At 62.1% G+C, this 25,994-nt stretch carries 32 protein-coding genes; 18 read left to right on the forward strand and 14 right to left on the reverse strand.

What is annotated here, in order from left to right; translation table 11 throughout:
- Positions 1-872 precede the first annotated feature (872 nt).
- Positions 873-1,121 (forward strand): hypothetical protein, encoded by a 249-nt coding sequence (locus NKJ78_RS19045; protein ID WP_352562607.1) that lies wholly within the window; start codon positions 873-875, stop codon positions 1,119-1,121.
- On the opposite strand, the gene NKJ78_RS19050 is transcribed toward NKJ78_RS19045, so the two are convergent.
- Positions 1,118-1,981: an ATP-dependent DNA ligase gene (locus NKJ78_RS19050; protein WP_023738947.1), complete on the reverse strand. Its 864-nt coding sequence runs from the start codon at positions 1,979-1,981 to the stop codon at positions 1,118-1,120. The two genes, NKJ78_RS19045 and NKJ78_RS19050, sit on opposite strands and share 4 nt — an antisense overlap.
- An 86-nt stretch (positions 1,982-2,067) precedes the next feature.
- Here NKJ78_RS19050 and NKJ78_RS19055 point away from each other — a divergent pair, with 86 nt between their 5' ends.
- Positions 2,068-2,289, forward strand: coding sequence for a hypothetical protein (locus NKJ78_RS19055; protein WP_023681532.1), 222 nt, complete (start codon positions 2,068-2,070; stop codon positions 2,287-2,289).
- Positions 2,290-3,574: 1,285 nt separating this feature from the next.
- Here NKJ78_RS19055 and NKJ78_RS19060 read toward each other — a convergent pair.
- Together NKJ78_RS19060 and NKJ78_RS19065 are read right to left on the reverse strand one after the other, a co-directional pair.
- Complete coding sequence (locus NKJ78_RS19060) at positions 3,575-4,546, reverse strand: ATP-grasp fold amidoligase family protein (protein ID WP_023738949.1); 972 nt, start codon at positions 4,544-4,546, stop codon at positions 3,575-3,577.
- Positions 4,547-4,635: 89 nt separating this feature from the next.
- Complete coding sequence (locus NKJ78_RS19065) at positions 4,636-5,214, reverse strand: NUDIX domain-containing protein (RefSeq protein ID WP_023667531.1); 579 nt, start codon at positions 5,212-5,214, stop codon at positions 4,636-4,638.
- A gap of 143 nt (positions 5,215-5,357) precedes the next feature.
- Between NKJ78_RS19065 and NKJ78_RS19070 the strand changes: the two genes are divergently transcribed.
- The 4 genes from NKJ78_RS19070 to NKJ78_RS19085 all read left to right on the forward strand — a co-directional run bounded on the left by NKJ78_RS19070 (position 5,358) and on the right by NKJ78_RS19085 (position 7,500).
- A complete protein-coding gene (locus NKJ78_RS19070) occupies positions 5,358-6,455 on the forward strand; it encodes an NADH:flavin oxidoreductase/NADH oxidase (RefSeq protein ID WP_023738950.1) in 1,098 nt (365 codons plus the stop codon).
- Between the two features lie 16 nt (positions 6,456-6,471).
- Complete coding sequence (locus NKJ78_RS19075; protein ID WP_352459077.1) at positions 6,472-6,768, forward strand: hypothetical protein; 297 nt, start codon at positions 6,472-6,474, stop codon at positions 6,766-6,768.
- Positions 6,769-6,922: 154 nt separating this feature from the next.
- Positions 6,923-7,201 carry a DUF982 domain-containing protein gene (locus tag NKJ78_RS19080; protein WP_032891817.1) on the forward strand — a complete coding sequence of 93 codons (279 nt, stop codon included), beginning with the start codon at positions 6,923-6,925 and terminating at the stop codon, positions 7,199-7,201.
- Between the two features lie 59 nt (positions 7,202-7,260).
- The gene (locus NKJ78_RS19085) at positions 7,261-7,500 is read left to right on the forward strand and encodes a DUF2188 domain-containing protein (RefSeq protein ID WP_023667535.1); all 240 of its coding nucleotides are present in this window, start codon (positions 7,261-7,263) and stop codon (positions 7,498-7,500) included.
- Between the two features lie 117 nt (positions 7,501-7,617).
- Here NKJ78_RS19085 and NKJ78_RS19090 read toward each other — a convergent pair whose 3' ends face one another.
- Both NKJ78_RS19090 and NKJ78_RS19095 read right to left on the reverse strand, forming a co-directional pair.
- Positions 7,618-7,890, reverse strand: coding sequence for a hypothetical protein (locus NKJ78_RS19090; protein WP_023738951.1), 273 nt, complete (start codon positions 7,888-7,890; stop codon positions 7,618-7,620).
- Between the two features lie 64 nt (positions 7,891-7,954).
- The gene (locus tag NKJ78_RS19095; RefSeq protein WP_050593136.1) at positions 7,955-8,956 is read right to left on the reverse strand and encodes an alpha/beta fold hydrolase; all 1,002 of its coding nucleotides are present in this window, start codon (positions 8,954-8,956) and stop codon (positions 7,955-7,957) included.
- 174 nt (positions 8,957-9,130) lie between these two features.
- On the opposite strand from NKJ78_RS19095, the gene NKJ78_RS19100 reads away from it, so the two are divergent.
- The 7 genes from NKJ78_RS19100 (at position 9,131) to NKJ78_RS19130 (ending at position 13,498) form a co-directional block, all read left to right on the forward strand.
- Positions 9,131-9,871 (forward strand): competence/damage-inducible protein A, encoded by a 741-nt coding sequence (locus NKJ78_RS19100; protein ID WP_023738953.1) that lies wholly within the window; start codon positions 9,131-9,133, stop codon positions 9,869-9,871.
- Between the two features lie 98 nt (positions 9,872-9,969).
- The gene (locus tag NKJ78_RS19105; protein ID WP_023738954.1) at positions 9,970-10,803 is read left to right on the forward strand and encodes a universal stress protein; all 834 of its coding nucleotides are present in this window, start codon (positions 9,970-9,972) and stop codon (positions 10,801-10,803) included.
- A gap of 87 nt (positions 10,804-10,890) precedes the next feature.
- Entirely contained in the window at positions 10,891-11,391 is a 501-nt protein-coding gene (gene gpt, locus NKJ78_RS19110; RefSeq protein ID WP_023667540.1) for a xanthine phosphoribosyltransferase, read from the forward strand.
- A 208-nt stretch (positions 11,392-11,599) separates the two neighbouring features.
- On the forward strand, positions 11,600-12,097 hold the full coding sequence (locus NKJ78_RS19115; RefSeq protein ID WP_023667541.1) for an NUDIX hydrolase: 498 nt from the start codon (positions 11,600-11,602) through the stop codon (positions 12,095-12,097).
- A 185-nt stretch (positions 12,098-12,282) separates the two neighbouring features.
- On the forward strand, positions 12,283-12,603 hold the full coding sequence (locus tag NKJ78_RS19120) for an ArsR/SmtB family transcription factor (RefSeq protein WP_023681541.1): 321 nt from the start codon (positions 12,283-12,285) through the stop codon (positions 12,601-12,603).
- Positions 12,600-13,064, forward strand: coding sequence for an SRPBCC family protein (locus tag NKJ78_RS19125; protein ID WP_023688339.1), 465 nt, complete (start codon positions 12,600-12,602; stop codon positions 13,062-13,064). Before NKJ78_RS19120 ends, NKJ78_RS19125 begins: the two co-directional genes overlap by 4 nt.
- 20 nt (positions 13,065-13,084) lie before the next feature.
- Positions 13,085-13,498, forward strand: coding sequence for a GFA family protein (locus tag NKJ78_RS19130; protein WP_023725741.1), 414 nt, complete (start codon positions 13,085-13,087; stop codon positions 13,496-13,498).
- A gap of 43 nt (positions 13,499-13,541) precedes the next feature.
- Here the strand turns inward: NKJ78_RS19130 and NKJ78_RS19135 are convergent, their stop codons facing one another.
- The 6 genes from NKJ78_RS19135 to NKJ78_RS19160 all read right to left on the reverse strand — a co-directional run bounded on the left by NKJ78_RS19135 (position 13,542) and on the right by NKJ78_RS19160 (position 20,595).
- The gene (locus NKJ78_RS19135; protein WP_352459080.1) at positions 13,542-15,347 is read right to left on the reverse strand and encodes an ABC transporter ATP-binding protein; all 1,806 of its coding nucleotides are present in this window, start codon (positions 15,345-15,347) and stop codon (positions 13,542-13,544) included.
- Positions 15,348-15,735: 388 nt separating this feature from the next.
- The gene (locus NKJ78_RS19140) at positions 15,736-16,146 is read right to left on the reverse strand and encodes a GNAT family N-acetyltransferase (RefSeq protein WP_023710609.1); all 411 of its coding nucleotides are present in this window, start codon (positions 16,144-16,146) and stop codon (positions 15,736-15,738) included.
- 70 nt (positions 16,147-16,216) lie between these two features.
- Entirely contained in the window at positions 16,217-17,167 is a 951-nt protein-coding gene (locus tag NKJ78_RS19145; RefSeq protein ID WP_027050400.1) for a diacylglycerol kinase catalytic domain-containing protein, read from the reverse strand.
- 13 nt (positions 17,168-17,180) lie between these two features.
- Positions 17,181-18,065: an SPFH domain-containing protein gene (locus NKJ78_RS19150; RefSeq protein ID WP_352459082.1), complete on the reverse strand. Its 885-nt coding sequence runs from the start codon at positions 18,063-18,065 to the stop codon at positions 17,181-17,183.
- A gap of 35 nt (positions 18,066-18,100) precedes the next feature.
- Positions 18,101-19,816: an NAD+ synthase gene (locus tag NKJ78_RS19155; RefSeq protein WP_023681548.1), complete on the reverse strand. Its 1,716-nt coding sequence runs from the start codon at positions 19,814-19,816 to the stop codon at positions 18,101-18,103.
- A 62-nt stretch (positions 19,817-19,878) separates the two neighbouring features.
- Entirely contained in the window at positions 19,879-20,595 is a 717-nt protein-coding gene (locus tag NKJ78_RS19160) for a DNA-3-methyladenine glycosylase I (RefSeq protein WP_023738956.1), read from the reverse strand.
- 91 nt (positions 20,596-20,686) lie between these two features.
- Between NKJ78_RS19160 and NKJ78_RS19165 the strand changes: the two genes are divergently transcribed.
- Together NKJ78_RS19165 and NKJ78_RS19170 are read left to right on the forward strand one after the other, a co-directional pair.
- Positions 20,687-21,250 (forward strand): DUF1003 domain-containing protein, encoded by a 564-nt coding sequence (locus NKJ78_RS19165; RefSeq protein ID WP_023667551.1) that lies wholly within the window; start codon positions 20,687-20,689, stop codon positions 21,248-21,250.
- Positions 21,247-21,855 carry a DedA family protein gene (locus NKJ78_RS19170; RefSeq protein ID WP_023738957.1) on the forward strand — a complete coding sequence of 203 codons (609 nt, stop codon included), beginning with the start codon at positions 21,247-21,249 and terminating at the stop codon, positions 21,853-21,855. Before NKJ78_RS19165 ends, NKJ78_RS19170 begins: the two co-directional genes overlap by 4 nt.
- A gap of 3 nt (positions 21,856-21,858) precedes the next feature.
- Here NKJ78_RS19170 and NKJ78_RS19175 read toward each other — a convergent pair whose 3' ends face one another.
- The 3 genes from NKJ78_RS19175 to NKJ78_RS19185 form a co-directional block, all read right to left on the reverse strand.
- Positions 21,859-22,446: a hemerythrin domain-containing protein gene (locus tag NKJ78_RS19175; protein WP_352459083.1), complete on the reverse strand. Its 588-nt coding sequence runs from the start codon at positions 22,444-22,446 to the stop codon at positions 21,859-21,861.
- Positions 22,447-22,489: 43 nt separating this feature from the next.
- Positions 22,490-22,849, reverse strand: a complete 360-nt coding sequence (locus tag NKJ78_RS19180) for a diacylglycerol kinase (protein ID WP_023667554.1) — start codon at positions 22,847-22,849, stop codon at positions 22,490-22,492.
- 75 nt (positions 22,850-22,924) lie between these two features.
- A complete protein-coding gene (locus tag NKJ78_RS19185; RefSeq protein ID WP_023738959.1) occupies positions 22,925-23,344 on the reverse strand; it encodes a GFA family protein in 420 nt (139 codons plus the stop codon).
- Positions 23,345-23,682: 338 nt separating this feature from the next.
- Between NKJ78_RS19185 and NKJ78_RS19190 the strand changes: the two genes are divergently transcribed.
- From NKJ78_RS19190 to NKJ78_RS19200, 3 genes are all read left to right on the forward strand, one after another.
- Positions 23,683-24,753: a GGDEF domain-containing protein gene (locus NKJ78_RS19190; protein WP_023681555.1), complete on the forward strand. Its 1,071-nt coding sequence runs from the start codon at positions 23,683-23,685 to the stop codon at positions 24,751-24,753.
- A gap of 105 nt (positions 24,754-24,858) precedes the next feature.
- The gene (locus tag NKJ78_RS19195) at positions 24,859-25,257 is read left to right on the forward strand and encodes an MbcA/ParS/Xre antitoxin family protein (protein ID WP_023681556.1); all 399 of its coding nucleotides are present in this window, start codon (positions 24,859-24,861) and stop codon (positions 25,255-25,257) included.
- Positions 25,217-25,987 carry an RES family NAD+ phosphorylase gene (locus NKJ78_RS19200; protein ID WP_352459084.1) on the forward strand — a complete coding sequence of 257 codons (771 nt, stop codon included), beginning with the start codon at positions 25,217-25,219 and terminating at the stop codon, positions 25,985-25,987. Before NKJ78_RS19195 ends, NKJ78_RS19200 begins: the two co-directional genes overlap by 41 nt.
- Positions 25,988-25,994 lie beyond the last annotated feature (7 nt).

Genomic DNA, 25,994 nt, shown 5'->3' on the forward strand with positions numbered 1-25,994 from the left:
CGTCATAGAGGCATCACAGAAGCTCCTGGAACAGATTGCCCAGCGCGGAGGGCCCTATAACGAAAAAGCTCGCCACCGTGAGGCAGCGGGCAGTTTTGGGAGAAACAGAAATGGGAACAATGGACCCCCGAATTGCCAACGGGCCAACGCCAATGCCGTCAGAGAGCCCTGCCTGGACGTGTGGCGTCCTGTCCGGCCCTCGCCATTGATTTCGTCGGCAAGCTTGTCTTTGGCCTCGTGATAGGTCTTGAAGTTGGCATCGGGATGGCAATCGCCGGCTGCCAAGGAGGCCGGCCGCTGGCCGACCCATCAGTTAGGCGTCCGTAGCCAGAGCGTTATAAAGCAGCAAACACGCCAGGATAGGAACGGCGCTGCCTAGCAGCTGGTCTGCCGTGAGGCCGGAAAAATAGACAAGATGAAACGTCACCATCGCTCTACCAATCACGGTTCGGAACACTGCCGAATTAACCGTTAGCCGACGCTAATGTTCCGCTCTGGACTCACTACCGCTTTGGAAGAATCCTGCATCAGCGCCCCGCCGACCTTGATCTCAACGTCCGTGCCACAAGGCTTTCCTTCGTTCGCATGGTTCGCAGAGATTAGCACGATCGCATACTCTCATCTCATCCGGCGTCGTCTCCCTCACAAAGCAGCGCCGGTAAGGCTCGGCGACCTTCTTGTTTGTCCGTGTGCCAAAGGAGGTCGCCGGGCCTGCCGTTGCTCATCTTTGCTGGTGGTTGCTCCTGATGGCTGCGCTTGGCGCCGTCGCCCTACTGCTACCTGCGGGGTAAGGCCGGCGAGCCCTCTTGTCAGGCAGTCCGGCATGTAGGATTATAGTCCTCGTTGCGGCGACCCCTCAATGGAGAGCGCCAATGGCCAGAACCAAACCTTCGGAACAACTTTCCCGGGCTGAAATCGAGTGCTTCCTGGCGGCAGCCGAAGCGCTGCACAAGAGCATCGTCGGGCCGCTCCTGGCGTACCACGGCGAGCACTACCAAGCTCTACGTAAGGTCCATGGACCCCTGTTGAAGTCGATCGAGACCATCACCGGCCAGAGGGCGAAGTTCATCCAGTGGAACGGGACAGGACCGGCACAGCCCCGGGACAAGCCTCCGGGCTAAGTCTCCTCCCGGAAATCCAGCAGCTTGGCATGGCGAAGCTTCTCCTCGCCCTTCAGGAACCGCACGCGGCCGACCAGGCCCGGCTTTAGCCATTCGGCCTTGTCACTCTTGAGCCCTTTCGGCGCCGGCCCGCCAATCTTGCCTTGCACGCGGTCCCATAGGCGCTGGCGCTTGTCCGCCTTGAAGGTGACGAAGGCGCCGCCGGCATAGTGGCCTTTGTCGGCCATCAGCACCATGGCAGGCTTGCCGGCCTCGCGCTGCACGCCGATGATGTCCATCTCCTTTTCGGCATAGCACTTGATCTTGCGCCAGTTCGTCGTCGGACCCGACCGATACTTGCTGCCCTTCCGCTTTGAAACGATACCTTCAAGCCCAGCCTGGTCGACCAGGTGAAAGACGGCGTCGCCAGTGCCCGGCATCGCTTCGCTGAACTGAATTCGGCCGCCTTCCGGGATCAACGCCCGGAGTATCTCGCGACGGTCTTCCACCGGCGTGTTCCGCAAGTCATGCCCGTTCAGGTGCAAGAGGTCGAATGCTAGCAGATACAGATCGCGCGAAGGCTTGCGGCTGGTCGCGGCTGATTGATGCGCATGGAAGTCGGATAGGCCAGCCTCATTGATCGTAATGGTCTCGCCGTCGATGATGAAGTCTTTCGCCTCGATCGCTTCCGCCTCACCGGCAAGTTGGATGTAGCGGCCCGTCCAATCATAACCGTTCTTGGTGATCAGCCGAATCCCGTCATCATCCTTGATGACCTGGGTGCGGTAGCCATCGAATTTGATCTCATGAATCCAATCATCGCCCATCGGCGGCGTGTCGACCAGTTCGGGTTCCATAGGCTTGATGAATTTCAGACGCATGCACTGACTCTCAGAACTGCGACTTCAATTAGCAATCGCTAAATTAGTTCCGGAACATTTTAGACGAATTGGATGTTTGAAGGGCTATGAAGATCGAAGCCGACCAATGCCGGGCAGCGCTGACGCTCATCCGGCGCACAATGGAAGAGCACTGTCCTCCTGGCGTGCTGCCGAGCGAAGAGATGGTCAATGGGCTCTATGGTCCGGAACTGATCCATGAGGCGGAAGCCATTGCCGCCGGCATCGTCGCAACCATTGACCAGCTGCAATTGCCCGTGATGAAACCGCCGTCCCCTAGTATCAAATAGAGAGCGACACAGGGAAGGTCGCTTGGCCGCGCGATCGTGGGCTCGCAACGACCGGCGAGGCGATGCCGGCCTCACCAAGGGTTACAGCCCCTCGACCAGCAGCGAAGGCGGCTCGCGGCAGTGCAACGCCCGAAGTGTTTCGAGACGACGATGTCCACCGAGCGTAGCCAGCGCGCGTTGTGCTGCACAAGGACCGAGGCAGCGGCACGGCCGCCCGGGCTACTCCAAAGGCGGCTCTTCGCTCTGTGGAGCCAAAACGGTGATATCCATCCTGGCGATTGTCGATGCGGCGCGCCCCTGGGCGCCAGAATCCGTGTCGCCACTTTCTGCCGCCATTGCCTTGGCGCGATGTCCTACGCTGTCTGCGCTTTTGCCTGGCGCAAATCCTTCGCCCGGTTCTGTCTTTGCGGGTTTCGGTCGAGTTTCAGCTGCCTGCCGATGTTGGTTTCCAATCGCCGAGACCATTGATACCTCCCCTTGATGAGGCCGCGACTGTACCTGTCAAGGCTGTAGCGAGGCTGATCACTTAAGTGGTCGGGTTGCGCCCGCTCGTAGTGGCCCTCCGATCACTGGGCTGTCGATGCCTTGGCGCTCGCGGACGTCTGGTCGGGTGGGAAGTTCAAACTCAGCCGCCCTTTGCGGCACCGGCTTCGCCCGACAATTAGGAACGATTTCGCCCGCCATGTGTTACGCAATCATGAATCTCGCGGATCCCGGATCAACAATGGCAACCGATCTTTTCACGATGCAACTCGCTGATGCTCAGCAGCGCATCAAACAGACCGAGTTCGCGCTGGTACTCAGCGAGAAAATGGTGGCTGAGAACCTCGCTTTATCCAGCAGGATACGATCGGCGAGGCGCCGAGTCCTGAAGACCGGAGGGCCTCTGGCGACAGTCGACTCAACAAGCTGAAAGAGTTCTTCAAATGATCTCGACCCAGTCCGGACGTGGGAGAGCTTGCCGGTAACCTTAGCGGTAATCGGCCGGGTCGCAGCAGGAGGCGCGCTGAAAACTTGCTCCATGAAGACTGCGGCGTCGCTATGAATCTCGCCTTGTGTTGCCGAATCCGATCTGCGCAAAGGCGCGTGGTCGAGACCAGGCAGCGGCTCACGAAGATTGATCCCAGCAGGGCAAATTGACCGCTACGGCTCAGTTGAGGCAGCACTTCGAAATCACGGCTATTGACCTGCTGAGCTATCAGTTTCCCTCGATCTCTAATCGTATGGGTTCTCCGCACCACCCTTCGCTCTTCGAGCTTCGGGGTGGCAGGCCACCGAGTAGCCGTCAAACGTCGAGATAGCCGGCGGCGACCAGCGTTGCCTTATATCGCCGGGCAAATCGGCTGGGCAAACGACTGAGGTAAGCTGACGCGCCAATATCCCAATGCGCGCCCAGTTCGCGGTCGAAGGCAGCCGGGTCGAATTGCAGCAAGCCGCTGCGTGGGTAGACCGTGAATTCTCCGAAGATCGGCTCCCCCTCCTCCTCGTAGAAATCGACACGCACCATGTCGAACTCGCTGCCAAGCGCCTCGGCTGCCTCGATCATCCGCGCCAGGCTCTTGGGACGGGGAATTTCCAGGCTCGAGTCGATCGCGCCCTGGGCAATGTTCAGCGGGCGCCAATCGCGATCCAGGTGGGCGGTATTCTTGACCGTGGAACGGAAGGCGACGACGACAATGTAGGCGACGCGGCCAGCCAGCACACAGAATTTGTAGTCGACCGGGTCATAATCCTGGTCCTTGCCGACAAGCGCTTCGACGAAAACGCGCCGCTCTATGTGCGCATAGCTGCGCTCCAGCTTGCGGGCGCCATAGGTTTGGCCAAGGTATTCCGTCATCTCGGCAATGATCGCCTTCCGGTCGGCGTTGGCCGGATCGCGAACGATGACATTCATGGCGCAACCGTGGTTGCATTTGACGGCGTAGGGGATTTTCAGGTCATCGAAGGGGATCTGGCGCGGATCGTCGCCCTGCCACAGCACCTCAGGGATGGCGAGCCCGGGAAGCCGCTCCCTGACGATTTCCTTGGACTTGAGCTTGTCGAGAAGACCGGCAAAGCGAGGATCGTCATCGAAAATCTTGCGCCAGTGGATCTTTTCCGTGAACGTCACCGGGGCTGCAAAATTCGGCAGATGCCGCATCCGCTCCAGGAAACGCTGGGTCAACCGGCGGTAGCGGACAAGCAGCGCGGCGTTCAGCAACAGGAGAGATGCCCGCGCGCTGTTTCGCTTCAGCCATGCCTTTGCGCCACGCGCCATTCCGGTGTCCTTGCAACCTGCGCAACTTCATCCGCGAAGTGGACGTGCCACCCTGCCCGCAGCAGTGAGGCACGTCGAGCTTCGCCGAGCTAGCCCTTCATCGGGTACAGTTTCAAATGCTGGATCAGGATGATCGTCTTGGCGTCGATGATGCGGCCGTCTGAAATGCCGGCCAGCGCTTCATCAAGAGGCATTTCCAGAACCTCGATGTCCTCGCCCTCGTCGGCCGCGCCGCCGCCGGCCGAGATGCGGTCGGCGGGTGAATAGCGCGCCACGAAGAACCACAGCCGTTCGGTGACGCTGCCCGGGCTCATATAGGGGGAAAACAGCCGCTCGATGTTCTGTAGGCGATAGCCGAGCTCTTCCTCGGCCTCCTTGAGGATGGCGGTTTCGGGATCGTTTTTGTCGAGCAGGCCGGCGCAGGCCTCGATCAGCGGTTCGCGGTGGCCGGTGACGTAGGCGGGGTAGCGGAACTGCCGCACCAGAAGCACCGTCTGACGCTCGGGATCGAAAGGCAGGATCACCGCGCCGTCGCCACGATCGTAGGTCTGGCGAATCTGCGTCTCCCACTGCCCGTCACGCCGGCGATAATCGAGGACGGTCTTCTTCAGGACCGCCCAGTCGTCGGACAGGACTTCCTCCGAGCGGATGCGGATACGATCTTCCATGATGAGCTCCAAGCTGTCGGCGCCATGGCGTAACCGCGAACGGTTTTGCGCGCAACCGAAACGGCGAAGCTTTCACCGCCTCGTGTCTGGTGCCGGCAACTGCCATCGCCTAAATAGCTGCAGTCCCTCTCCGGAGTTTTTTGATGACCGCAGCGCTTTTCCAGCCGATCGCCCTCGACGGCCTGACCTTTCCGAACCGTATCGCGGTGGCGCCGATGTGCCAGTATTCCGCCGAAGACGGCTCGGCCAGCGACTGGCATCTCTATCACTGGATGAACCTGGCGATGTCGGGCGCCGGCATGGTCACCGTCGAGATGACCGACGTCGAACGGCGCGGCCGCATCACCCATGGCTGCCTCGGCCTCTATTCCGACGACAACGAGGCGGCCGCCCGGCGCACGCTGGATGCAGCGAGGCGCGTCGCCGCGCCGGAAACGAAATTCGGTATTCAGCTTGCCCATGCCGGCCGCAAGGCATCCAACCGAAAGCCCTGGGAAGGCGGCGGCCCATTGCAGCCGGGCGAGGATCCCTGGCAGACCGTCTCGGCCTCGGCCATCGCCTATGACACCGGCTGGAATGTGCCGCATGCGCTGGAGGAAGATGAAATCCTGCAGCTTGTCGAGCGCTTCACTCAAGCCGCGAGGCGGGCCGCGCGCGCCGGCTTCGACTTCCTCGAGCTGCACGCCGCGCACGGCTATCTGATCTTCCAGTTCCTGTCGCCGCTTTCCAACCAGCGCACCGACCGCTGGGGCGGCTCGCTGGAAAACCGCATGCGTTTCCTCATCGAGATCGCCAAATCGGTGAGGAAGGCAGTTCCAAACCTGATGCTTGGCGCCCGCCTGTCGGTGAAGGACTGGGTCGATGGCGGCTTCGAGGTCGACGAGGCGATCGAGGTGGCCAAAGCCTTGAAGGCGCTTGATGTTGCCTATATCTGCTGTTCGAGCGGCGGCAATTCGCCGTTGCAGAAGCTGCCGACCGGCGCCGGCTATCAGGTGCATCTGGCCGAAGCGGTGCGCAAGGGCGCCGGCATCCCGACACGGGCTGTCGGCCTGATCGACGATCCCTCGCAGGCAGAGGCGATCGTCGCCGACGGCCGCGCCGACATGGTCGCGCTGGCCCGCGCCTTCCTCGCCGATCCGCGCTGGGGCTGGCGCGCCGCCGCCACCTTCAGCGAGAAAATCCATCCCGCGCCACAGCTCGCCCGCTCGGTGACCACGATGCAGCACTGGACGAAGGGCTGAACAGGCTGCGCCGACGGTGGTCGCGCTGTCGTTCGCCGCGTCGTCTCCGGTCGGCGCGCAATATTGCGAAGGCACGGTGCACGGCCTGTCCAGGCACTACGATCTCGATACCGGCAGCGGGTTTCTCGCCGTGCGCGCACGGCCGAACTCGTCGTCGCGCATGATCGGGCAATTGTTCAACGGCGACCACACGGAATTTTCGACCGCCGGGGCAACTGGTACCAGGTCGAAATCGGCGGACGGACCGGCTGGGCCAACGCCCACTGGCTGCGCAACGACTGCGGTTACTGAGACGAACGATTGCGGTTGCTGAGACGCCAATGCATGTCGCCCAAAAGTGGGACCCGGTTTTGGGACAACGACATGCATTAAACAGAAATCAAAAGCGCGTCGCAAACGCGACGCGACTTTTGGGCGCAGGCTGACGGCCATTTTTGCAACCATATTGGCTGCTTTGCGTTGCGGCCATCATGGATAACAAACCTTTTGAAACCCCGGTCGTGGTCGAACTCGGCCATGTCGGCAAATATCGCCAGATCCGCAGCACCCAGGAAGCGGCGGAGTGCCTGATGACGGTGTGGCCGCTCAATCGCGGCCCGCGCCATCGTGATGCTCTCGACACTTGCCTCAAAGTGCTGGAAGGTTATCGTTCGACGGCCGATGCACGCAGGGCTTTGATCGAAGCGGCCAAGGAATCGGAAGTGCTGGTTCCCGAAGACCGGCTGCCAGACGCCAAACTGCATTGAAGCCCAGATAGCATTGAATAACGGGCCGCATTGAGCGGACGGACGAACCGGAGGATTTCATGGCGAAGCTGACTTACAAGATCGTCGAGCATGACGGGGGCTGGGCCTACAAGGTCGGTTCGACATTCTCGGAGACATTCCCGACCCACCAGGATGCGCTGCGCGCCGCCGAGATCGCCTCGGCCGAACAGCAGATCGCCGGCGCCACGGACGGCATCCAGTATGAGGATGCCGAAGGCAAGTGGCACGACGAACTGGCCGACGGCCGCGACCGGCCGCAGACCGAAGTTTCCGACTGATCTTTGCCCCTCAGCTTTCGCTGCCGGCCGTGGATGCTCGCCTAAGCAATTCCCTAGGGAATTGCGTCAAAACAAACAGGCGGGACATCCTGCCGGTCAGTCGAAGCCGCGGCTTGATCACTTGCCGCAATATTGATCGTTCACGTTGGGCCTCACATTTCCGTAGGGTCCTGACGGGTCGGAGGCGCACGGCCCCGTAGCGCCGCCATAGCCTTGGCTATCGTCGGCATTGATGCTGCCGGTGGTGCTCTGGTCGACCGTCGATGACTGCTCGTTGCCGAACGGCCACCAGCTGTGATGGTTGGAATACGTGCCGTCCGATGACTGCGCCATCGCCGATGTGGCAAGACCGATCGTCAGCACGGATGCTGCAAAAACTTTCCTGTACATTGAATTACTCCGTATCCGCCGCCTTGGGTGCGACACGGGGTAAACCGGATATCAGCCGAATGGTTCAGTGAAATTGTTGTGAGGCTGTGGTGAGGTCTTGGCCGGCGAATGCCCGCTCGGCAATGCGCTTGATGAAGGCGATGACGCGGTCCGGCTCGACGAATTGCGGCATGTGGCCGAGGCCTTCGACCGTCTCGAAATCGAGCCCTTCGATCCTGTCCTTCATCGGCTCCCCATGTATGCGCATGGCGATGACGCGATCGGCTGTCCCGAAGAAAATCCCGGCCGGCATGGCGATCTCTCCATAGCGCTCTTCGATGCGGCCAAGATCCTCTTCGACCGCCACGAAATCGGTGGAGGTCGCATGGAAATGGACAGGCCTCAGCCCGAGCCATCCGCCGCCATCGATCATGTAGTCGGCGGGAACGGCCTGCGGCGAGAAGATGAACTCCAGTGTCTGCCGCGCATATCTGAGGCTTGTCGGTATCGCGACGGTGTAGGCCATGATCCAGCGCCAAAGCCGCGAACGGATATAGAGCAGGCCCGCTTTCTCGCGGACGCCGGCTTCCAGATGGGTCAGCGGCGCCAGCAAGGCCATGCCGGAAATCGCGTCGGGATGTTCCACGGCCAGGGTCAGCGCGACAGCGCCGCCCAGGGAATGCCCGACCACAAGCGGCCTTTCCATCGCGAGCGTTTCAATGAAGCGCCTTATGATATCGGCCTGCTCAGGCAAGCGGCCGGTGGCTCCTTTGGCCCGCACCGAATAGCCCGATCCCGGCCGGTCGAGCGCGATCAGCCGGTAACCGGGGCCGAAGCGGTTGAACAGCGTGTGCCGGAACTGATGAAGCTGGGCGCCAAGTCCGTGCACGAACAGGATCGGCCGTCCCTCGCCCGTTTCGATATAATGGACGCGGCTGCCGTCGATCTCGACGAAGTTTCCGCCGGCCGGCACCAGCCTTTCGGCCTTGGCGGCAATCCAGAGCGTTGCCGCGACCAGGCAGGCTACGATGACGAGAGCCAGCACGGACAGGCTGGCAACAAGCCACAGCAGAATTGATACCAGCATGTTTTCACCCGGGAGCGGACCGGCGCGCACCATCACCCACTGACGAACGCTCGGCAAGGCAGATGGCGGCTTGTGTCGGCATTGCCGCCAGTTCGATGTCGCGCTATCTCAGGCGACCTTCTTTCTGCCTCAGGCGACCTTGTCTGCCAACGGGCCTGTTTGCCGGAGCCTTCCATGCCTGAAATCGTCACTGCCGCCATGCTTGTCATCGGCGACGAGATTCTGTCCGGCCGCACCAAGGATAAAAATATCGGCCACCTCGCCGACATCATGACGGCCATCGGCATCGACCTGAAGGAAGTGCGGATCGTTCCCGACGAGGAGGACGAGATTGTCGCTGCGGTGAATGCCGTGCGCGCCCGCTACACCTATGTCTTCACCACCGGCGGCATTGGCCCAACGCATGACGACATCACCGCCGATTCGATTTCCAAGGCTTTTGGGGTGCCGTGCGAATACGACGCCAAGGCCTATGCCATGCTGGGCGAGAGCTATGCCGCGCGCGGCATCGAATATACCGAGGCCCGCAAGCGCATGTCGCGCATGCCGCGCGGCGCCGACCATATCGACAATCCGGTCTCCGTCGCGCCCGGCTTTCGCATCGGCAACGTCCATGTCATGGCCGGCGTGCCGGCGATTTTCCAGGCCATGCTCGACAATGTCGTGCCGACGCTGAAGGCCGGCACCAAGATGCTGTCGGCCACCGTCCATTGCCCGTTCGGCGAAGGCTTGATCGGCGGTCCCCTGGGCGACATCCAGAAGGCGCATCCCGACACCGTCATCGGCTCCTATCCGAAATATGGCGACGGCAAGTTCTGGACGGAGCTGGTGGTCCGCGCCCGCAGCCAGGAGGCGCTGGATTCGGCACGCAAGGACGTCGAGGCGATGGTGGCCGGCTTCACCGCCGCCAAGTGACCCTGGGTTCGCGGACCATCGCCGGGCCGGAACCAAGCACCGCACTCCCACGTTTTCCCTCGGGCGCAGCACGCGCTGGCAGATTTGAGGGATTTCGCATGCGCTTCAAGACCATCGTCGCCATATTGCAGAACGAACAGGACGCCGAACGCGTGCTCGACTGCGCCATCCCGCTTGCCGACCGGTTCGAGAGCCATCTCATCGGCATCCATGCCGAAGCGCTGCCCGTTCCCTACACCTCGGCAACCGGCTTCCCCGACACCGAGTTCCTGCAGGTCTCCGCCGACATGAACCGCGAGCGCGCCGAGAAATTGCAGGCGCTTTTCGTTCGGCAGATCGAGAATTCCGGCCTTTCCTTCGAATGGCGCAGCCTCGAGAGCTTTTCCGGCGACAGCGCGCTGACGGGTATTTCCAGCGTGCGCGCCGCCGACCTGATCATCGCCGCGCAGCGCGAGACCGGCGGCGACCAGAGCGCCGATGTCGACGCGCTGGTTTACGATGCCGGCCGGCCGGTGCTGGTGGTGCCGCATGAGGGGCCGTTGGTCACCACATTCAAACATGTGCTGCTGGCCTGGAACGGCAGCAAGGAGGCGGCGCGTGCCGCCTTCGACGCGCTGCCCTTCATCATCGAGGCCGAGAAAACCGACATTCTGGTCATCGATCCGCCGGATACGCTGGATGACAACCCGGAAGCCGCCGGCGCCGAGATCGCCGCGGCACTCTCCAGGCATGGCGCAACGGTCAGCGTGTCGGTGCAGAAATCGGGTAATGCTTCGGTCGATGACGTCATCCAGACCCGGATCGCCGAGACCGGAGCCGACCTTCTGGTGCTCGGCGCCTACAGCCATTCCTGGCTGCGTCAGCTTTTGTTCGGCGGCGTCACGCGCACCGTGTTGCGCAGCGTGCCGGTGGCGGCCTTTTTGTCGCGGTAACTCCACAGACTGGCCCCGCCCTTGCCAATGCCCTGACTTTCCAGTTAATTCCGCGCGCATTCCACAATGGTGCGCGCGGAGTGCAGAATGTCCCTTCCCGAAAAAGCCTTTCCGGTCTCCTGGGACCAGTTCCACCGCGATGCCCGGGCGCTCGCCTGGCGGCTTGCCGGCGCCAACAAGGGACAGTGGAAGGCCATCGTCTGCATCACCCGTGGCGGCCTGGTTCCCGCCGCCATCATCTCGCGCGAACTCGGAATACGCGTGATCGAGACGGTCTGCGTCGCCTCTTATCACGACTACACCAGCCAGGGGCAGTTGCAGGTGCTGAAGGAGATCACCCCGGCGCTGCTCGCCGATGATGGCGCGGGCGTGCTGATCATCGACGACCTCACCGACACCGGCAAGACGGCAGGCATCGTGCGCGCCATGATGCCCAAGGCGCATTTCGCCACCGTCTACGCCAAGCCGAAAGGCAGGCCGCTGGTCGACACCTTTATCACCGAAGTCAGTCAGGACACCTGGATCTACTTTCCCTGGGACATGGGTTTTACCTACCAGAAGCCGATCGCCGACGATCACGCAGGCTGATTCGCGCCAGCCCCATTTCTGCCCAGACGGCCAAACCCGCCCCGTTTGCTATGAAAACAGGCACTGGAAGGGACAATATTCTGTCGAATCGACAGCTGTTGGCGCAGTTTGACGGGTCGGTGTGATGTTTTTTACTTTTAAGACTTACACTTGTCGGTAAGATTCATACGGCGGCTAACGATTCTGAGGGCTGGGGTAGCTTTCACTGATGCTGACGACACCGGCGACACACGACCATCTGGCTGAAAGGGTCCGCAAGCTCTTCGGCACTTCGCCTTGTCGCCTGCAGGTTGCCGCTTTGCCATGGCGCAATAACGAAGACGGCGTCGAGATCATGCTGATCACCAGCCGAGACACCGGGCGTTGGGTGCTGCCGAAGGGCTGGCCCGAGGCCAGGGAGCCGCTCTGCGAGGCAGCGGCGCGCGAGGCGGGCGAGGAAGCCGGATTGCGTGGCAAGATTTCGCTTTTCGAGGCCGGTCGTTACTTCTACGCCAAGGCCCTCGCGTCCGGCGAGGAAGTCCCTTGCGAAGTGCTGGTGTTTCCGCTGCAGGTCGAGCACGTTGCCGACCGCTGGAAGGAAAAGCGCGCGCGCACCCGCAAATGGGTCAATGGGGCCGAGGCCGTACGCATGGTCAACGAGCCGGACCTCTGCCAGATCATCGCCCATTTCTGCGCCGATCCCGACAAGTTCGTCGTTAGAGCCTAGCTCACAGCCACCGCTGCATAGTCCTGCGCGCCCGCACCGGTTCTTGCCCCGATTCCGGGCTCGGTGCTTCGCTCCGCGCGCCAGCAATCCGACACTATAAATCCCTCCCCTTCAGGCCAAGCTTAGCCACAGCTTGACATGCAGGCATTTACCTGCATATTGTGTCTTCAAGATGAGTGAGACCGATGGACGCCGACAAGGTTTTCAAAGCGCTGGGCGACCCGACCCGCAGAATGCTGCTCGATCTTCTGTGTGAGAAGAACGGCCAGACGCTCGGCGAGCTTTGCGAAAATCTCGACATGGCGAGGCAATCCGCCACGCAGCACATCGATCTTCTGGAAGCGGCCAATCTGATCAGCACGGTCAAGCGTGGCCGCGAGAAGCTGCATTTCATCAACCCCGTGCCGCTGCACGAAGTCTACGAGCGGTGGGTGCGAAAATTCGAACGGCAGCGGCTGAGCCTGCTGCACGACCTGAAACAAGAACTCGAAGGAGACGACCAATGACCCGGGAAACCACCAGTTTTGTCTACGTGACCTACATCAGATCGACGCCACAAAAGGTGTTCGAAGCCATCACCAGGCCCGATATCGCCAAGCGCTACTGGGGCCACGAAAACGTCTCCGACTGGAAGCCCGGCTCGAAATGGGAACACATCCGCGCCAATGACGAACGGACCGTCGAACTCGTTGGCAAGGTCGTCGAAATCTCGCCGCCAACCCGGCTGGTCATGAGCTGGGCCAACGCCTCGCAGGCCGACGATCCGACCAAGCACAGCCAGGTGACGTTCGCCATCGAGGAATACGACACCATGGTCAAGCTGACCGTCAGCCATGACGAGCTCGAAGCCGGCAGCGGCATGGCCAAGGGCATCAGCCAGGGTTGGCCGGCCGTGCTGTCCAGCATGAAATCCTTCCTCGAAACCGGCACAGGCATCGACCTGTTCGCCAAGCCGAAATCGGCCTGAAGCAACCGCGGAGAACGATGATGACCAAGCACTTTACCGGCGGCTGCGCCTGCGGCGCGATCCGCTATGAGGCTAGCGGCGAACCGATCTTTCAGAACCACTGCCAATGCCTCGATTGCCAAAAGCGCAGCGGTACTGGCCATTGTTCCTATGTGACCTTCGGCCGGCGCGCTGACGTAAAGATCACCGGCGAGCCGAGCACGTGGCGGATGATCGCCGACAGCGGCAATGAAAAAGCCCAGGCCTTTTGCCCGACCTGCGGCACGCCGGTCTACGTAACGTTCGTCGCCATGCCGGAGGTGACGGCTATCCAGGCCACGAGCCTCGATGATCCCGGCCAGTTCGACCCGCAGGCGGTCACCTACACCGTGCGCGGCCACGCCTGGGACACGATCGACCCAGCGCTTCAGCCATTCGAGCGAATGCCTGGATGAACCAGGCAGAGCCCTATCCCTCGGATAGGGCTCTGCGTTCAGCTCAGATCACCAGGCCCTTGGTCAGTTCCAGCGCCTGCCGCTCGAACAGGCGGCGGTAGATGCCGCCCTTCAGCCGGATCAGCTCGTCATGCGAGCCTTCCTCGACGATCTTGCCACGGTCGAACACGAGCAGCCTGTCCAGCGCCCGCACCGTCGACAGACGGTGCGCGATGACCAGCGTCGTGCGGCCAACCATCAGCCGCTCCATCGCCTGCTGGATCAGCACTTCCGATTCCGAATCGAGGCTCGATGTCGCCTCGTCCAGGATCAGGATGCGCGCATCCGCCAGGAAGGCGCGCGCGATCGCCACCCGCTGGCGCTCGCCGCCCGACAGTTTCACGCCGCGTTCACCGACCAGCGTGCCGTAGCCCTTCGGCAGGCCGGTGATGAAGTCGTGCGCGCTGGCGAGCTTGGCGGCATGCTCGATCTCGGCCTGCGTGGCGTCCGGACGGGCATAGGCGATGTTTTCCGCCAGCGAGCGGTGGAACAGGATGGGCTCCTGCTGGACGATGGCAATCTGCGCGCGCAGCGACGCCTGTGCAACCTGGGAGATGTCTTGGCCATCGATCAGGATCCTGCCGCCGCTGACATCATAGAGACGCTGGATCAGCTTCACGAAGGTCGTCTTGCCCGAGCCGGAATGGCCGACCAGTCCGACCCGCTCGCCCGCCGCTATCTCCACCGAAAAGTCGCGGTAGAGCGGCAAGCGATGGCTACCATAGTGGAAGGTGACGTTATCGAAGGCGATGTGGCCATGCGTGATCCGGATCGGCTTGGCGCCGGGCCGGTCCTCGACGCCGAGCGGTTGCGACTGGAAATCGACCAGTTCCTCCATGTCGTTGACCGAACGCTGCAAATTGCGGATATGCGTGCCGATGTCCCTGAGGTAGCCCTGCAGCACGAAGAACGAGGTCAGCACGAAGGCGACATCGCCCGCACTTGCCTGGCCCCAGGCCCACAGCATCAGCGACAGGCCGATTACTGCCGTCCGCAGCACCAGCAGCATGGCGCCTTGCGTCGTGCCGTTGATGGTGCCGCGCACCCAGGTGCGGCTGGTCCGCGCGCGCCATTTGGCGACGACCTTGGCAAGCCGCGTTTCCTCGCGCGTCTCGGCGCCGAAACCCTTGACCACGGCATTGCAGCTCACGGCATCGGCAAGCGAGCCGCCAAGCCGCGTATCCCAGCTGTTGGCGAGCCGTGCCGCGGGCGCGACATAGCCGAGCGACAGCAGCGCCGTCACGGTGATGAACAGCAGCGAGCCGACTGCCACGACCAGCCCCATCAGCGGCCAGAACCAGCCGAGCAGCAACGTCGAGCCGACCAGCATGGCGACCGACGGCAGCAACGCAATCAGGATGGTGTCGTTGAGCAGGTCGAGAGCCCACATGCCGCGCGTGACCTTGCGCACCGTCGATCCGGCAAAGCTATTGGCGTGCCAGTCGGTTGAGAAGCGCTGCACGCGATGGAACGCGTCGGCGGCGACGTCGGCCATCATCTTCAGCGTCAGCTCGACAATACCCATGAAAGCCAGGTTGCGCAGCACCACGCCGGTCAGCGCCAAAGCGATGAGCGCGGAGAACGCCGCCATTGCCGCATTCCACGCGACATCGTCAGCCAACGCACTGCTGGCGACGGCGTCGACCAGCCGGCCGGAATAGAGCGGCGTCAAGACGTCGGCCAGGGTCGACAGCAGGAAGCTGCCCATGATCAGCGAAAGCCGCCACGGCTGGCGCCGCCAGTGGCTGAGCGTGAAGCCAAGAACGCTGCGAAAGGCGCTTGCACGCAGATCGATTCGGAAACGAGCCATGTTGTCATCCGGGCGCAAATCTGCCCGGTCCCGGTAAGGTCTGAAATTGAAAACCGCGCTGGGCAATTCGCCCGGGGCTGCGGAGGTTCGGCATAGGTGGCGGCGCGCCCGATTTGCCGGGTGGCGACCGGCATCGGCAGAAGCCTGTGCTCGACCCGGCATCGGTGCGAAGGACAAACCTTCGCCGGACGCCAGGTGAGACCTAGGCTTCGCGGCCTCGCATTACCATGTGAAATACTGCCATTCGGACCTCCCGCAAGGCACTTGCGGAGCGGTCCTTATAGAGACGCCATGAAGGATCGCCAAGGCCGGGCACGTGGCAAAGCGTAACTGGTCCAACCAGTGAGGTTATCTTGCAACAACAGCCGGTCAACCCCCTCGCTATGCCTCATTCCGGGTTGCGATCGAGGCGCATGTAGCGGCCGTCGATCGATGCCTTGAAGCCCAGCTTCTCGTAAAGGCCATGCGCGTCACTGGTCGACAGGCTCCAGTGCGAGACCGTGCTGAGTTCAGGGTGGTTGATGAGCGCCCGCACCAGTTGCGTGCCAATGCCTTGGCCGCGATGCTGCGGCCAGATGATGATGTCGGCGAGATAGGCAAACACCGTACGGTCGGTGATGGCCCGGCCAAAACCGACTTGGTTCCCATCGATATAGGCCGCGGTGCAGAACGAGTTGGCAAAAGCGCGGCGATGAAACTCATCGCTGCGGCCGGCGCCCCAATAACTCGCCATCAACAGGTCGGAGGTCGCCCGGAAGTCGATCCGTGACATGTCGAAGCTGATCTCAGAGTCGGGCATGGTGCCTCGCAAAGAATGAGGGCGGCCGAATTTCGGTCCGGCCCGTGGTTTGGTTACCGACCTGGCGCGCTTACGGCACCACGAGATAGGCCTTCTGGTCGGCGATCGCGATGGTCACGTCGGTGCCGGAATTGAACTCGACGAAATCGAGCTCCATCCCGTCGCTGAAGATGACGCCGCCCCTGCTCTGCCGCGAAGAAACCACCAGCGGCCGGTCGCGGGTGATGACGCCATGCACAAGCGACACGCCGGTCGTGTTGCTCGGAAACGGTTCGCGCACCGAAAAGAACAGCTGTTCGCCTTCGCGGTCATAGCCTTGCGGCGGCACGGTCGGCACGGAGTTGTCACCATAGGCCGCAGCCAGTCCCGCGGCGCCCGCCATCACCGAGCGTAGCCAGCCGGTAGAGCCGGCGCCCGTGGAGATGATAATGCCGCTCGACGACTGGCGCTCGGTCCTGCCGCCATAGGTCAACTCGTAGCGCGCCGAGACATGCGTCGAGGCGCCGACGAACAGATCGTTGAAAGCGATCAGCCGGCGTCCGTCATTGGAGCGCGCTTCGGCCATCACCACCGCCTGGCGCTTCGCCTTGCCGGCGATCGTCAGGCCGAGGACCTTTTCGGTATCGTCGGCATTCCACGGCAGCAACACGCCGTCGAAAAGCGCCGGGTTCGGGTTGATGCCGATCAGCGGCTGGTACGGGAGGTACTTCGCGGTGTTGGACACCAGCCCGTCCTGACCGAGCGCGATCACCGCGTCGGAGCCGAATTCGAACTGCGGGACCAGTTCGCGGTCGAGCCGCAACTGTTTGAGGCCTTGGGGAAGCGAACCCATCACCCGGTCGAGCGCCTGGTGATAGACGTCATGCGCCGCCTTGACCGGGTCGAAATTCATGCCGGCCTGCCGGAGATAAAAGCGCGCCTGTCCCTGCGTGTTGAAGCGCGTCGTCAGCTCCTCCAGCTCGGTCTTGCGGGTGACGACGATCACCCGGTCGATCGGCCTGCCGCTCTGGTCGCTTGCCACCCGAGCTTGCCTTTCAGGACCCGGCTTTCGGAGTGGAAAGCTGGCTGAGCGCGCTGGTGAGCATATCAGGCGTGATCGACAGATTGCCGACCGAACCGCCCTTTTCCGCCCAGGCCTTGAAGGCCATCGCCGTGAGCACGTGCGCCGGCGCCGACGAATAGACGGTGAGTTCGAGCTGTTGGGCCTTGGCTTCCGCCTCGGCAAGCGTCAGCTTGTTGCGCGCCTCGGTATCGACCAGCAGCTTGTTGCGTTCGGCAAGCTCGATTTCGGTCGCCAGCTCGCTCTGCTTGATCTCGCGCTCCTTCTCCACGCCCCAGGCACGGCGCCCATAGATCGCGGCATCGGCCTGGCGCTGCAGCGCCTCGCGATATTCGGTCTGGAGCGCCTTGCGGATCTCCGGCGTCGGCTGGACCGAGGTGATGTGAACCTCCTCGATCGACAGGCCGGCGGTCGCGGCAATCGGATCGTTGCGCAGGAGTTCGGCGAGATTGCCACCGAGCTTGGTCACCTCGGCCAGCGCCTGTTCCAGCGTCATGCTCGAAACCACCGCGCGGGCGCGGCTCTGTATCGCCAGCACCAGGCGCTCGGCGATCTTCTCCCGGCCGTCGCCGACGACGTCGGCACGGCTGAGCTTGGCGCTGAAATCAAAACCTTCGGCTGCCTTGAGTGGATCGATGATGCGGTAGCTGACCGACCCCTGGATTGCCAGATCCTGGAAATTCGCCGTCGTCTCGGTGAAGATGAAGGGGTTATCGAGCGACGTCACCGGCACCATCGCTATCGTGGTGCCGAACGTGCCGTACCAGAAGGAGATGCCGCGCCCCTGCTCCCTGATCTTGCCGTTCTTGAAGCGCAGGATGTGATACTCAGGTGTTTCCTTGAAATAGCTGATAAACATGCGTCCCCCCAAGGTTCTTCAATTTAATCAGAGGTTTAGCCGCGATCCCTGAAACGGTTGGTGATGGGATAGCGGCGGTCGCGGCCAAAATTCTTCCGGGTGATCTTCACACCCGGCGCCGCTTGCCGGCGTTTGTACTCGGCAATGTAGAGCAAATGTTCGACGCGCGTCACCGTCGCCCGGTCGTGGCCGCGCGCGACGATGTCGTCGACGCCCATTTCGTTCTCGACCAGGCATTCCAGAATGTCGTCCAGCACCGGATAGGGCGGCAGCGAATCCTGGTCGGTCTGGTTCTCGCGCAATTCCGCCGACGGCGCCTTGTCGATGATATTCCTGGGGATCACCTCGCCTGAGGGACCGAGCGCGCCCGGCGGCACATGGCTGTTGCGCCAGCGCGACAGCGCATAGACCTGCATCTTGTAGAGGTCTTTTATCGGGTTGAAGCCGCCATTCATGTCGCCATAAAGCGTGGCGTAGCCCACCGACATCTCGCTCTTGTTGCCCGTGGTGACGACCATCGAGCCGAACTTGTTGGAAATCGCCATCAGGATCGTGCCGCGCGCGCGGCTCTGTAGATTCTCTTCGGTGATGCCTTCCTTGGTGCCTTCAAAAAGCTGCGCCAGCGTGTGTAGGAAACCCTCGACCGGTTCGAAGATCGGCACGATGTCATAGCGGCAGCCAAGCGCACGGGCGCAATCCTCGGCATCCTTCAGCGAATCCTCCGAGGTATAGCGGTAGGGCATCATCACCGCCCGCAGCCGCTCCTCGCCGAGCGCATCGACGGCCAATGCGGCGCAGATCGCCGAATCGATGCCGCCGGAGAGACCCAGCACGACGTTCTTGAAGCCGTTCTTGTTGACGTAGTCGCGCAGGCCGAGCATGCAGGCGCGGTAGTCCGCCTCCTCGCGCTCGGGGATTTTCGACATCGGCCCTTCCGAGCAGACCCAGCCGTCGAACTCTTCTGCGTTTTGCGCGCCTGCGGCGACGCGGTTGCGCTTCCAGGTGGTGACGTCGACAGTTTCCTCGAACTGGCTCATCTGGAAGGCGAGCGTCTTGTCGGCGCCGATGGCAAAAGAGGCGCCGTCGAAGATCAGCTCGTCCTGGCCGCCGATCTGATTGGCATAGATCATCGGCAAACCGGTCTCGATGACCTGGCGGATAACGACCTGATGGCGCACGTCCATCTTGGCGCGGTAGTAGGGCGAGCCGTTCGGCACCAGCAGGATTTCCGCGCCGCTCTCGGCCAGGGTTTCACAGATGCCGACGTCGCCCCAGATGTCCTCGCAGATCGGAATTCCGATGCGCACACCACGGAAGTTGACGGGTCCCTGAGCCTCGGGCCCGGCCTGGAAGACGCGCTTCTCGTCGAACTCGCCATAGTTTGGCAAATCGAGCTTGTAGCGCTCGGCGAGGATCTTGCCGCCATCGGCGACGATGATCGAATTGTGGGTGCCGCTCTTGCGCTTCAGCGGCGTGCCGATGATGACGCCCGGCCCGCCATCGGAGGTATCCGCGGCAAAATCCTGAGCGGCCTTCTCGCAAACCTTGAGGAAGGCCGGCTTCAGCACCAGATCCTCCGGCGGATAACCGGCAAGGAAAAGCTCGGTGTAGAGCACGATGTCGGCGCCCTGGCGGGCGGCATCCGCCCTCGCCTCGCGCGCCTTGGCAAGGTTGCCGGCGACATCGCCGACCGTCGGGTTGAGCTGGGCAACGGCGATGCGCAGAATATCGGGTGCGGTCTTCTGGGTCATCTGTGCGGTTTAGCGCGGCAAATTTGCCCGAGCAATGGCGTTCGTTTGGACCAATTCGGTGATCAGTCGTCGCCCATATATTCGCGCAGCGATTGCGGCGAATGGTTCTCTCCGATCGACATCGCCAGAATGCGCGAAATGTGCCGGCGCGGCAGGCCGGTTTCCTGCGCCCATTTGTTGATCTGCGCCTGAATCCTGTCGAGATCCCTCTTCGACGTCGGACTTTCGGCGATGTCGAGGCCGGCGTCACGCAAAACCGCGACCATATCGGCCGAGATGACGAAGGCGTCCCAATGCAGCCAGCGCAGGAAATACTGGCCGGTGTTGCCGCCAAGCCGGCTGCCATGCTTGCCGAGATACGCCATCAGCCCGACCTGGTCGTCGTCAGGCCACTCCGCGAGGAATTTGCCGAAACCGCCATGTTCCTTCGACACACGCTCAACGAAGGCGGCGTTGTCGCGGACGGATTTGATCTTCTGCGGGTTGCGCACGATGCGTTGATCAGCCGTCAGGTCGTGCCAGAAGTCATCAGGTTGAAACAACAGCCGTTTCGGCTCGAAATGGAGAAACGCGTCCTCGAACCCGGGCCATTTCTGTTCGATAACGCGCCAGACGAAGCCGGCGGCAAATACCCGCTCGGCCATCGTCGACAGGATGCGATCGTCCGTAATGTCGGCAACGGCAGCATTGTCAGGCGCCGGCCCGAGCAGCGAGGTCAGCACCGCGTCGCCGCCTTTGCGTTTTGCAGCACGGGCGCGAATCTTCGCGAAATCGGGCATCCTGCATCCTCGCGCCGCGCTTTTGACGAAACGCCATCTTCCTATATGCAAACAAGGCTGCCAAGCCGACGCTTTTCCTATGGAGACATCCATGCACAAGACCGTGCCAGAACTTGCCAACCGCTGGTTGAGGCGAACGCCTGAAACCCTCAGCGAGCTCGAGCGGCGGGTGTTGCAGAGCACTGTCGACCGCAAGCCCATCTCGCAGGATATCAACGACAGCCTCACCGGCCTTCAGGGCGCCGGCGACCGGATCGCCGATGCCATTGCCCGCATCGGCGGCTCGTGGACGTTCATCCTGTCCTTCATTGCTTTCCTGGTGCTGTGGATCGGCGCCAATTGGTGGCTGCTGGGACGAGACTCATTCGATCCCTACCCCTTCATCTTCCTCAATCTCGTGCTGTCGATGATCGCCGCCCTGCAGGCGCCGGTGATCATGATGTCGCAGAACCGCCAGGCCGCGCGCGACCGCATCGACGCCGCGCATGACTATGAGGTCAACCTCAAGGCCGAGATCGAGATCATGGCTCTGCATGAAAAGCTGGACGAACTGCGCCACAGCCAGATCATCGGCGTGCGCGAGGACATTGCGCGCCTGGCCGAACAGGTGAACCGCATAGACGAAAAACTGTCGGGCCGGCAAACCTCTCAATGACCGGGATCGTCCATCACCTCATCGAGCAATACGGGTTGATCGCGGTTTTCCTGGGCTGTGTCGCCGAAGGCGAAAGTGCGGCCATCCTCGGCGGCTTCTTCGCCCATCAGCATGTCTTCATCCTCTGGAAAGCTTTCCTCGCGGCCGCCATTGGCGCCTTCGTCGGCGACACGTTTTTCTTCGTCCTCGGCCGCAGCTTTGCCGACCATCCCAGGGTGCTGAAACTGAAGGCGAGGCCCGGCTTCAACCACGCCTACCGTCTCGTCTCGTCCCATCCCAACATATTCGTCCTGTCCAACCGCTACATCTATGGCCTGCGCCTGGTCGGCGGCATCGCGGCCGGTTTCGCCAGCATTTCGGTAGCGCGCTTCGTTATCCTCAACGCGGTGTCGTCGCTGGTCTGGGCGGCTTTGTTCTGCGGCATCGGCTACGTCTTCGGTCTCGGCGCCGAGCAGATGATAGGCAAGGCACTGCTCCATCACGAACGGCTGCTGATCGCGCTTGCCATAGGTCTGGGTGTCGCCATCCTTGCCTGGCTCATCGCCCGCACCGTCGCCGGCAGGGAGCGCGCCAAGGACGCCCGCGACAGCGAAACCACATCGTAAGGTTCAGTCGTCGTCCTCGACCAGAGCCCGGTCGCCGCGATCGAGGATCAGCGGGATGATGAGATCTTCCTCGTCGGCCAGATGCCGCTTCAGCATGGCGATCAGCCGGCTGTTCTCGTCCGCATAGGCGTCGGCGGCGAAGCGCTGCCTGTCCTCGCTCTCCTCGAGCGTGCGGATGAAGGCGTTCGCCGTCTCGGCGTTGCGCTCCAGCCCCTCATGAATGGTGTGATGGTCGGCATCGAGGATTTCGAAGCCGCGCTTCAGGCGCGGCTCCGCCTTGGCGAAAGCCGGGAAATATTGGTAGTCCTCGACATTGTGGTGACCGTCGAGATTGCCGAGGAAATGGTTGAGGCGTGGCGCGAACCAGCGCGCGAAATCCGGCGCCGCCAGCCTGCCTTCGCGATAGTCGCCAATGCCGTTGGTGAGCATGCCGCCCAGCTCTCGGAACATGTCGTGCCGCTGCAGCCACATGTTTGCCATGCCGTGGATGTTGGCGTGGCCCTGCCACGTCTCGCGCGGATATTTTTCCGCCAGCCAGCGCAGGTCTTCCGGCAGGCCGGCTCTTTCAAGCAGCAGAAAATTGGCTTCCACGACGTCAGTCTCCTTTGGTGACTAACATATGGGAGCGTTCAGATCAGATCGGTAGTCCCGTGATGCGCTCGATGAGGGCGATTCCCCAGACGCCGGCGACGATAACAACCGAAATCAGCACCGCCAGCGAGCCGCAGTCCTTGGCGAGCTGGATGTCGACGTTGAACTCGCGACTGAAGGCATCGCAGGCTGCCTCGATGCCGGTGTTCAGCACTTCGACCATGATGAGCAGCAGCACCGCGCCGATCAACAGCGCGTAGCCGCGCCACGAGACCGAGACGAACCAGCCGAGCGGCAGCGCCAGCACCAGCAGCATCAGTTCCTGCTGAAATGCCCTTTCGCTGGCGGCGAGCTTGCGAAAGGCTCGCACAGAATTGAAGTAAGCACCGATCAGCCGCTGCATGCCGCATCCCCTTCGAATCACCGGCAGGGGATATCGCAATGGCTGGATGAAGGGAATAAGGCAGGCGCCGCAAAATCACTCCTCCGCAACCTTGGTCGTCGGCGTCGACTTCTCGAACTGCGGCAGTCCATCGTCGATCGTATAGTAGTCGCCCTTGTCGCCGACAAAGATGTGGCATTGGCCTTGGAGCCCGGTCGGGTTGTCGAACGATCCGGCCAGAACTGAGACATAGGCATCCTGACCCGGCTTCCAGAACAGCACCGAGCCGCAGATCTTGCAAAAGCCGCGCTTGGCAAAGGAAGACGATTCGTACCAGCTGATGTTGTCGGCGCCGGTTATCGTGATGTCGCCGTCGGCGACGTTGGTCGCGGCGTAAAAATGCCCGCTCTGCTTGCGGCACTGCGAACAGTGGCAATAAATGACGCCGCGCAACGGCCCTCGCGTCTGGAAACGCACTGCTCCACACAGGCAAGATCCGCTGTGGTTGTTGCTCATCCCTGCCTCCACCGTCCATCGTTCACGGCTTCGCCGCTGGCCGAGAGGATTTCAGTTGTGCCGCAGCCGGGCACCGGCAAATGCGACATGGGGTGGGCGTGTTCGGACCTGACCTCAGGATCTTTGCAAACCATTTCTGCAGCCTGCGGTAGAACGGACGCGTTACCTGGCGGCACATTAAGGAAACTTTAGCGCCGGCGCATCTATGGTCGTTGCCAAGCGAATGTCGCGATTGGGGACGTGTCTTTCGCAGGATGATCCGAAATACGGCTGGCACTCTCCGGTCGGCGGCATCTCGCACGGTCTGCGATGGTTCCCAGAGGCAGAGTGAACAGAACATGCAGCCGGCAGCCGTCCAGACCGACCGAAACAGCGACATTGCAACAGCCGTTGTGGCGACCATGCGTCAGCTCGGCGTGCTTGGCCTGCCGCGCAATTACGAAATCTTCTACGAAGCACTGAAAGGCACCAATCGCGAACTCGGCCTGGCCGTCGTCGCGCTGGGCAACCAGCCGACGCAGGACGATCTCGACCGCATCGGCCGCGCTTTCTTTGCCCAGCATCACGGTCCCGGCATTGTCGAGCAGGCGCGCGACGTGCTGGCCAGGGAACTCGAGGACATCGCCTTGCTGCTGCGCAGCGAACGTAGCCATATCGAGAAATACGGCAAGATCCTCGATGAGACATCGAGTGGCCTCGCCAACCGCAGCCTGCTTTCGCAGGATCTGCTGCAGAAGGTCGCCAGCGCCATGGCGGCGGCCACCAACTCGACCCTCGACCACGGCAAGCAGGTTGCAACCACGCTGAGCGACAAGACGGCGGAATTGGAGAGCGTTAAGTCGAAGCTTGAGGAGTACAAGCGGCTCGCCGACACCGACCCCTTGACCCATATCTGGAACCGCCGCGCCTTCGACAAGCAAATCACGGCGATTTACACCTCCAACAAGGGGATCCTGTTCAACGCCCTGATCCTTGCCGACATCGACCATTTCAAGGGTGTCAACGATCGCTACGGCCACCCGGTCGGCGACAAGATCATCCAGATCGTCGCTGAAATCTTCCAGACCAGCATCCGTGAAGACATGTTCGTAGCCCGCACCGGCGGCGAGGAATTCGCGCTGATCGTCGAGGGCGCCAGCGAGGATACCACTTACGAGATCGCCGAACGCATCCGCGTGCTGATCGAACAGACGCCGTTCACCAGCAGCCAGACCGGCGCCAATTACGGCACGGTGACCGTTTCCATGGGCATCTGCATGGCTTCCGAAGCGGAAAGCCCGGAGGATCTCTACACCAAGGCGGACCGGGCGCTCTACCGCTCCAAGGTTGGCGGGCGCAACCGCGTCACCCGGCACTCGACAATGGCCGGCCGCACCGGCAAGAACTGGCTGCTATACAAGAAAGACTGACGCTTCGGCGTGCAGCCAATTCCCGGGCACGGGCAAATTTATCGGATCCCGCCTCTTTCCATATGAATTTTCGTGGACTATATTTTCCATGGAAAGAGAGAGGCCATGTCTGTTACACAACCCAATGCTGCCGCCCCTGATCTGACCGCGAAGGCGGCCGAAAATGCGGTTCTGACCAAGGCCACGCTGCGCGCCGCCGAACTCCTGGATATAACCGCCAGGGTGCTTGCGTCGATCATCGGCGTCTCGGAAGCCACGGTTTCACGCATGCGCAGGCAGGAATTCCTGCTGGAGCGCGGCACCAAGCCGTTCGAACTCGCGGTGCTGTTCGTGCGGCTGTTCCGTTCGCTCGACGCCATTGTCGGCGGTGACGAGACGATAGCCCGGGCATGGCTGAAGAACGCCAATACCGCGTTCGATGGCAGCCCGCTTGAAAAGATCCTCACCATTACCGGGCTTGTCGATGTCATTGCCTATCTGGACTCCCGACGCGCTCTCGTCTGAAGCCGTCCGGCTCGACGGCAAATACTGGCGCATGGTCGAGGCGCAGCACCGCGTCTCGACCCTGAAGATCGTTGACACGCTGGACGAACAGGCGCTGCTCGAGGATCTGATCGAGGAGACCAAGCCGCAGATCCCCATGGAATGCAGGCATCTCCACTATCTGCTGGCGACGCCCTTCCGCTACGGCTCGATCTATCCCTACGGCTCGCGCTTCCGCCGCGCCGGCCGCACTCTGGGGGTCTACTACGCGGCGAAGACGATCATGACGGCGGTCGCCGAAATGGCCTTCTACCGCCTGCTGTTCTTCGCCGATTCGCCCGACACGCCATGGCCGCACGACGCCGCCGAATACACCGCCTTCGCCGCCGCGATCCGTACCGACAAGGCCATCGACCTGACGCGGCCGCCGCTCGACCGCGACCGGGCCCATTGGAGGCATCCGACCGACTATGCCGCCAGCCAGGCGATTGCCGATGTCGCTCGCGAGGTCGGGCTGGCGGCGATCCGCTACCGCTCGGCGCGCGATCCGAAGGGCACCAATGTAGCGCTGCTGACATGCCGCGGTTTTGCCAAGGCCAAGCCGCTGGAGCCGCATACCTGGCGCATCCGGCTCGGCTCGTTCGGCGTCCAGGCCATCTCAGAATTTCCGGAGAAGCGGATCGAGTTTTCCAGAACTGCCTTTGCCAACGATCCCCGGCTCAACGGATTGCGCTGGGAACGCGGGCGTTGATCAAAAC

Origin of the sequence: Mesorhizobium sp. M0037, from assembly GCF_040323635.1 — a bacterium.
GTDB lineage: Bacteria > Pseudomonadota > Alphaproteobacteria > Rhizobiales > Rhizobiaceae > Mesorhizobium.